Raw genomic sequence first — 5,669 nt, 5'->3', positions numbered from 1 at the left:
CGGGCGAGCAGGACGTGTGGCTCCGTCGCGCGGCGCTCCTCGCACCCGCGCGTCCGCTCCGCGCGGGCGGCGGCGACTGGGACGGCTTCCTCCGCCGCGCGCGCACCGCCGAGGCGGCACCCCGCGGCGGGCACGACGTCGTGCGCGAGGCGGTCGAGCGGGTGCGGGAGGTCGTGCGCGAGACGCGGCCGGACCTCGCCTGACGCCCACCTCTCCCGCGGGTACGTTCATGGCATGACCTTCGACGACGACGCCCGCATCGACAGCAGCAAGGTCACCCGGCGGCGCGGCGGCCGGGGACGCACGACCGGCATCGCGGCCGGCGGCGGCGGACTCCTGCTGGTGGTCGCGGTTATCCTCGTCAACCAGTTCACTGGAGTCGACCTCTCGCAGCTCGTCGACGGCGCGGGCGGCTCCGGGACGGGCGGCTCCTCGCAGGAGCAGGACGAGGCGATCGAGGGCTGCACGACCGGCGCGGAGGCGAATGCGAGCGTCGAGTGCCGCATGGCCGGCGCGGCCGACTCGCTCGACACGTACTGGACCACCGCGGCGTCCGAGGTCGGGATCGCCGACTACGCGAGCCCCGGCTTCTCGCTCTTCGACGCCGCCACGAGCACCGGCTGCGGCGAGGCGTCGAGAGCCACCGGCCCGTTCTACTGCCCGCCGGACAGGCGCCTGTTCGTCGACGTCACGTTCTTCGACGAGCTGCGCACGCGCTTCGGCGCCTCGGGCGGCCCGCTCGCGCAGATGTACGTCGTCGGCCACGAGTGGGGGCACCACATCCAGCAGCTGTCGGGTGCGTTCGACCGCGCGGACCGCAGCGGCACCGGCCCGGACTCCGACTCGGTGCGGCTCGAGGTGCAGGCCGACTGCTACGCGGGCGCGTGGGTCGGGGCCGCAGCGGAGGTGCGGGACGACACCGGCCGCGCGTTCCTCGAGCCCGTCACTTCGACCGAGGTCGCCGACGCGCTCGACGCCGCGGCCGCCGTGGGCGACGACCGCATCCAGGCGCAGGCGGGCGGCGGGGTGGATCCGGACACCTGGACCCACGGATCCGCCGAGCAGCGCCAGCGCTGGTTCGAGGCCGGGCGGGCAGGCGGCCCGACGGCGTGCGACACCTTCGCCGTGCCGGGCAGCGCCCTCTAGGACCCTCCGCCCCTACTCCGCGGCGGGCGCGGGCGGATCCGTGCGGAAGCCGACGAGGCGGTGCGTGCCGTCGCAGTAGGGCTTGATCGACGAGACGCCGCAGCGGCAGAGGGCGACGGTGCTGCGCGTCCGCGGGACCGGCCGGCCCTCGGGATCCACGATCTCGAAGTCCCCGCGGATGAGCAGCGGCCCATCCGGGTACGCGATGATCCGGGCCGGCTCGACGGCGGGCGTCCGGGCGGGCGTCCGCTCGGTCGCGGGTCCGGGAGTCCCGGCGTCGTCCGCGGACGGCGCGCTCACGCGGCCGCCACGACGGCGGCCGTCGAACCCTCGCGGAGCGACGACCGGCCGGCCTGCCAGCTGGACAGCACGTGCGCGCCCACCCAGCCCTCGACCTCGAGGCACGCGGCCGCGCCGAACAGGACGTCGTCGAGGAGCTCGGGTTCCGACTCGACGAGCCCGCCCGCGAGGTCGTGGGCCGCGATCTGCTCGTGCACGGCGTCGGCCTCCACGTGCTCGTCGTAGTACCAGGCGACGTCGTCGCCGAAGCCGAGCCGGCGGATCCCGCTCGCGTACAGGCGGCTGGGCACGCTCGAGGTCATCTCGAAGGCGGCGAGGTGCCCCACGATCGCGCCCCGGAGGCGACGGTGGAGGCCGAACAGCGACATCGCGTTGGAGGAGGCGAGCGTGATGGCGGGCACGTTGTCGAGGTAGTGGCCGTAGCCGTCGTCGAGGCCGACGCCGCGCAGGGTCGCGCCGAAGATGGTGGCGTGCACGCGCTCGGGGCGGCCGCCGCCGTACTCGTCGGCCTGGATCTCCACCATGGCGGCCTTGGCGCGGCCGCGGAGGCGCGGGATCGCCCAGGAGTGCGGGTCGGCCTCGCCGAGCGTGTAGATCGACCGCTGCACGAGGAACTCGCGGAGCTGCTCGACGGTCGCCTTCCGCGCGACGAACCGCGACAGGGACGGGCCGGAGTCGGCAGAGGTGAGCGCGAAGAGCGCGGCGGCGACGCCGGCGGACGTGGGCTCGGGGCGCTCGGGCACGGGGACGCGGTCGCGCAGGGCGGCCTCGAACGCGCGCTCGAGGATCCCGCGGACGGCGATGAGGCGCGGGTCCCACTCGCGGTCGTCGTCGACCCCGGCGAGGCCGGCGTGGTGCAGCTCGTACAGGCAGAAGAGCGCCAGCTGCACGTCGTCGTCGCGGACCACGTCGTCCGTCGCGGCGACCGCCTGCACGGCGAGCGCGGCGAGGTCGGGACCGGAGGCGATCGCGAGCGCGTCGGCCGCGGTGCCGACGGCCGTGTCGGATCCGTGCGCGACCGGCGAGGCGGATCCCCCGGCGAGGTCCGCCAGGAGCGCCGCGCTGAGCGGGCCGCGCGCGGCGGGGAGGGGCGACGGGAGGGTGCGGACCGCTTCGTGGGCGGTCGCGAGCAGATCGGTCATGCCTCCACCCTCCTCCGACCGCGGTGGGCCCGGTCGGGCGTGTCGCCGTCTCCCCCGGGCAGCGGTAAGGGATGGGCGGACGGCGGCCCGGTGCGAGCCGCGGGCGCGCATCCGGGATACTGCGGGGAGGCCCGCGCCCGGCGGGCGCCCGGCGCGAGGAGGTGCCCATGCGACGCGGCACCAACCTGCCCGCCATCGGCGGCTACAACCGCACCGTGGTGCTCGACGCGGTCCGCCGCGCGGCCGAGGGCGCCAGCCGCTCCGAGATAGCAGAGCGCACCGGCCTCAGCGCCCAGACCGTCACCAACGTCACGCGCCGCCTCATCGACGAGGGCCTCGTGCGCGAGGGCGGCACCGTGATCCGCGGGCCCGGCAAGCCCCGCACCCTCCTGCATCTCGTGGCCGACGGCCGCTTCGCGGTGGGCGTGCACGTGGATCCCGCGGTCATCACCTCCGTGCTGCTCGACCTCGAGGGCACGGTCCTCCGGCACGTCAGCAGCCCGACGCCATCGGCCTCCCGGCCCGACGAGGTGGTGGCGCTCGTCGCGCGCCTGGTCGACGGGCTCATCGCCGACGCGGGCGTCGACCGGCGGGCCGTGCTCGGCGTCGGGCTCGCCGCGCCCGGCCCCATCGACGTGGGCGCCGGCCTGGTGCTGGATCCGCCGATGCTTCCCCGCTGGCGCCACGTGCCGCTGCGCTCCGCCCTCAGCACCGCGACGGGCCTCCCGGTGCTCCTCGAGAAGGACGTGACCGCGGCCGCCGTCGCCGAGCTCTGGTTCGGCCCCGGGGATCGCCGCCACCTCGCGTTCGTCTACTACGGCACGGGGTTCGGCACCGGGCTCGTGCTGGGCGGCGAGCCCGTGCGGGGCGCGAGCTCCAACGCCGGGGACTCCGGGCACATCATGGTCGCGGCGCGCGGGCGGCGCTGCACGTGCGGGCGCGTCGGCTGCGTGGGCGAGCTCATCACCCCGCACGCGCTCGTGCGGCAGGCCGTCGAGGGCGGCGTGCTCTCGACCGGTGACGTGTCGGACGCGGCCCTCGCGGAGGCGGCGGCCAGCGGCGACGCGGTCGACATGCGGCTGATCGGCGAGGCCTTCCACGCGCTCGCGGCCCGCGCCGACGCGGAGGACGGCCCGGCCCGCCGGATCGTGGAGGCGGCGGCCCGGCACCTGGCCCGCGCCATCGTGATCCAGGTGAACCTGCTCGACCTCGACGAGGTCGTCTGCGGCGGCCCCTTCTGGCACCCCATCGCGCGCCTGGTGCTCGCGACCCTGCCCGAGGAGGTGCGCCGGTCGCCCGCGCTCATCGCCAAGCACCCCGTGCGCGTGGTCGAGTCGGCCGTGGGCGAGGACGTCGCCGCGGTGGGCGGCGCGTGCCTCGTGCTCGACAACGCGTTCTCACCGCGCCCGTCGGCGATGCTCATCCGCGGCTAGCGGGCCGCCCGCCCGCTCGCCCTCCGGCGCTCCGTCGTCGGATCGTCACCACGATGTCTTGACATGGATTAGTCCATACGTTTGGCTAACCCCGACGGACGGCGACGATGCCGACCGCCAGGGCCAGTGGAGCAAGGGAGCACCATGACGAATCGACCGCCTCGCCGCAGGACGCGAGCACGCATCCTCCAGATCACCGCGGCGTCCGTCGCCGCCCTCCTCCTCGCCACCGGCTGCTCGGGCGGCGCGGGCGGCGGGGGCGACGCGAAGACCATCAAGGTCGCGTACCAGAAGTTCGGGACCTTCACCCAGATGGACGCTCACATGAAGGAGACCGCGAAGACCTTCGAGGCCGCGAACCCCGGCATGAAGGTCGAGTTCGTCCCCATCGCCGCCCAGAACGACGACTACTTCACCAAGCTCGCGCTGATGAACCGCTCCGCGTCCACCGCCCCCGACGTGATGTACGAGGACACCTTCAAGGTGAAGTCCGACGCGGCCGCCGGCTACCTCCTCCCCCTCGACGACCAGGTGGCGGGGTGGGACGACTGGTCGGAGTTCTTCGACTCCGCGAAGCAGGCGGGCGTCGGCGAGGACGGCAAGGTCTACGGGATCCCGATGGGCACCGACACGCGCGCCCTCTGGTACAACAAGGACCTCTTCCGGAAGGCCGGCCTGCCGGTCCCGTGGACGCCTGCGACCTGGGACGACGTGCTCGACGCCGCGAAGACCATCAAGGAGGAGCTGCCGGACGTCGTTCCCCTCAACGTCTACTCGGGGAAGCCCCAGGGCGAGGGCGCGACGATGCAGGGCTTCGAGATGCTGCACTACGGCACCCCGACCGGCACGCTCTACGACGACTCCACGGGCAAGTGGATCACGGGATCCCAGGGCTTCGAGGACTCGCTCGGCTTCATCCGCGACGTGTACCAGGGCGGCATCGGCCCGAAGCCGGAGGAGGCCCTCGACACCAACATCTCCACCATCGTCGGCGGCGAGTGGCTGCCGCAGGGCAAGCTCGCCATCGACCTCGACGGCTCCTGGCTGAGCGGCACGTGGCTCGACACGGGCACGAACCCGTGGCCCGAGTGGAGCGACGTCATGGGCCAGGCGCCCATGCCCACGCAGGACGGCCAGGCCCCCGGCGCCGTGAGCATGTCCGGCGGCTGGACCCTCGCGGTCGGCGCGAAGACGAAGAACCCCGACAAGGCCTTCGAGTTCATCGCCGACGCCCTCGACGAGGACGGCTCCAAGGCGTACGACATCGCGGCCAGCCAGATCGCCGTCCGCAGCGACGTGGCCGAGGACCCGGAGTACGTCGCCTCCAACCCGACGTTCGAGTTCTTCTCCTCCATCGTCGACGTCACGCACTTCCGCCCGGCGACGACCGACTACAGCCGCATCTCCAACGCGATCACGGTCGCCATGGAGTCGGTGATGACCGGGCAGCAGTCGCCCGCGGAGGCAGCGGCCGCGTACGACCAGGCCCTCGTCGGCATCGTCGGCGAGGACGGGACGCAGAAGGCGAGGGGCTGACCCGTGTCCACCGTCGCCCCCGTGCCGGTCGGCCCCGGCGCCGACGTGCGGGGCGCCGACCGGCGGGGCGCGGCGGGATCCGGACCGGGTGCCGGCGGGAAGCCCCCGGTCC

The 5,669-nt window shown here is 74.4% G+C and carries 5 protein-coding genes and 1 pseudogene; 4 read left to right on the top strand and 2 right to left on the bottom strand.

From position 1 onward, the window contains the following. A pseudogene (locus tag DZG00_RS11620) lies at positions 1 to 203 on the top strand (DNA alkylation repair protein); the annotation flags it as partial. Between the two features lie 31 nt (positions 204 to 234). After that, positions 235 to 1,146 (top strand): KPN_02809 family neutral zinc metallopeptidase, encoded by a 912-nt coding sequence (gene ypfJ / locus DZG00_RS11615; protein ID WP_119383280.1) that lies wholly within the window; start codon positions 235 to 237, stop codon positions 1,144 to 1,146. 12 nt (positions 1,147 to 1,158) lie between these two features. Here the strand turns inward: ypfJ and DZG00_RS11610 are convergent, their stop codons facing one another. Continuing rightward, positions 1,159 to 1,446: a CDGSH iron-sulfur domain-containing protein gene (locus tag DZG00_RS11610; protein WP_119383281.1), complete on the bottom strand. Its 288-nt coding sequence runs from the start codon at positions 1,444 to 1,446 to the stop codon at positions 1,159 to 1,161. Continuing rightward, on the bottom strand, positions 1,443 to 2,588 hold the full coding sequence (locus DZG00_RS11605; RefSeq protein ID WP_119382677.1) for an iron-containing redox enzyme family protein: 1,146 nt from the start codon (positions 2,586 to 2,588) through the stop codon (positions 1,443 to 1,445). Before DZG00_RS11605 ends, DZG00_RS11610 begins: the two co-directional genes overlap by 4 nt. A 167-nt stretch (positions 2,589 to 2,755) precedes the next feature. Between DZG00_RS11605 and DZG00_RS11600 the strand changes: the two genes are divergently transcribed. Together DZG00_RS11600 and DZG00_RS11595 are read left to right on the top strand one after the other, a co-directional pair. After that, positions 2,756 to 4,021 (top strand): ROK family protein, encoded by a 1,266-nt coding sequence (locus tag DZG00_RS11600; RefSeq protein WP_119382678.1) that lies wholly within the window; start codon positions 2,756 to 2,758, stop codon positions 4,019 to 4,021. Between the two features lie 144 nt (positions 4,022 to 4,165). Further along, on the top strand, positions 4,166 to 5,557 hold the full coding sequence (locus DZG00_RS11595; RefSeq protein ID WP_119455642.1) for an extracellular solute-binding protein: 1,392 nt from the start codon (positions 4,166 to 4,168) through the stop codon (positions 5,555 to 5,557). Positions 5,558 to 5,669 lie beyond the last annotated feature (112 nt).

Origin of the sequence: Clavibacter lycopersici (genome assembly GCF_003576405.1) — a bacterium.
GTDB classification, from domain to species: Bacteria; Actinomycetota; Actinomycetes; order Actinomycetales; family Microbacteriaceae; genus Clavibacter; species Clavibacter lycopersici.
The sequence above is the reverse complement of the archived record's forward strand: the minus strand, read 5'-3'. Positions and strand labels throughout refer to the sequence as shown.

Bases quoted from the DNA above. Each gene is read 5' to 3' on its own strand.
- ypfJ (WP_119383280.1), top strand. From the start codon at position 235: ATGACCTTCGACGACGACGCCCGCATCGACAGCAGCAAGGTCACCCGG.
- DZG00_RS11605 (WP_119382677.1), bottom strand. From the start codon at position 2,588: ATGACCGATCTGCTCGCGACCGCCCACGAAGCGGTCCGCACCCTCCCG.
- DZG00_RS11600 (WP_119382678.1), top strand. From the start codon at position 2,756: ATGCGACGCGGCACCAACCTGCCCGCCATCGGCGGCTACAACCGCACC.
- DZG00_RS11595 (WP_119455642.1), top strand. From the start codon at position 4,166: ATGACGAATCGACCGCCTCGCCGCAGGACGCGAGCACGCATCCTCCAG.